This window comes from Noviherbaspirillum aridicola, from assembly GCF_019656455.1.
GTDB lineage: Bacteria > Pseudomonadota > Gammaproteobacteria > Burkholderiales > Burkholderiaceae_D > Noviherbaspirillum > Noviherbaspirillum aridicola.
Genome location: NZ_BPMK01000036.1, coordinates 1 through 1,314 on the forward strand (window position 1 = coordinate 1; position 1,314 = coordinate 1,314).

The 1,314-nt window shown below is 67.1% G+C and carries 1 protein-coding gene; it reads right to left on the reverse strand.

Annotated features, from left to right (window positions below; translation table 11 throughout):
- The coding region (locus NCCP691_RS21180; protein ID WP_220810556.1) for a phosphomannomutase/phosphoglucomutase at positions 1-1,314 on the reverse strand (1,314 nt) is incomplete at both ends.

Genomic DNA, 1,314 nt, shown 5'->3' on the forward strand with positions numbered 1-1,314 from the left:
CTGGATCCGCGCCAGCGCCGCATCGGTCTCGCCCTCGAAGCGCAGCACCACCACCGGCGTGGTGTTGGACGAGCGCGCCAGGCCGAAGCCGTCCGCATACTCGACCCGCAAACCGTCGATGGTCACGATCTGTTCCGCCCCCGGGAAGCTCGCTTCCTTCTGCAGCCGCGCGATCAGCGCGAAGTTCTCGCCCTCTTCCAGCTTGAGCTGCAGCTCCGGCGTGCTGAAGGACTGCGGCAGCGCATTGAGCAGCGCCGACGGATCGTCGGTGCGCGAGAGCAGCTCGAGCATGCGGGCGCCCGCATACAGCCCGTCGTCGAAGCCGTACCAGCGGTCCTTGAAGAACACATGCCCGCTCATCTCGCCGCCCAGCGGCGCCCCGGTCTCGCGCAGCTTGGCCTTGACCAGCGAATGCCCGGTCTTCCACATCAGCGGCACGCCGCCGTGCTGTTTCACCCACGGCGCGATATGGCGCGTGCACTTGACGTCGTACAGGATCTCCCGGCCGGGATGACGGGTCAGCACATCCTGCGCGAACAGCATCAGCTGGCGGTCGGGATAGATGATCTGCCCATCTTTGGTCACCACGCCGAGGCGGTCGCCGTCGCCGTCGAAGGCCAGGCCGATCTCGGCATCGCCCTCTTGCAGGCAGCGGATCAGATCCTGCAGGTTTTCCGGGTGGGCCGGGTCGGGATGATGGTTGGGGAAATTGCCGTCGACTTCGCAGAACAGTTCGGTGACCTCGCAGCCCATGCGGCGGTACAGCTCGCCGGCGAAGGCGCCGGCCACGCCGTTGCCGCAGTCGATCGCGATCTTCATCGGCCGCGCCAGCTTGACGTCACCGACGATGCGCTCGAGGTAAGCCTCGCGGATGTCGTGCGTGCTGAATCTGCCAACAGCGCCGCCCTGCCCCTCGGCCAGTTTGCCGCCAACGATGGCCTGGTACAGCGCCTGTATCGCGTCGCCATAGATGGCCTCGCCGGCCAGCACCATCTTGAAGCCGTTGTAGTCGGGGGGATTGTGGCTGCCGGTGACCATGATGCCGGAGCGGGTCTCGAGCATATGGGTGGCGAAGTACAGCATCGGGGTGGCGACCACGCCGAGGTCGATGACGTCGACGCCGGCCGCGCGCAAGCCGTCGGACAATGCCTGCGACAGCTCGGGCCCGGACAGGCGGCCGTCGCGGCCAATGGCCACGCTGCGCTCGCCCTTGTCACGAGCGGCGGTGCCGAAGGCGCGGCCGATCTGGCGCGCCACGTCGGCATCGAGGGTTTTGCCGACGATGCCGCGGATGTCGTAGGCTTTGAAAATGCT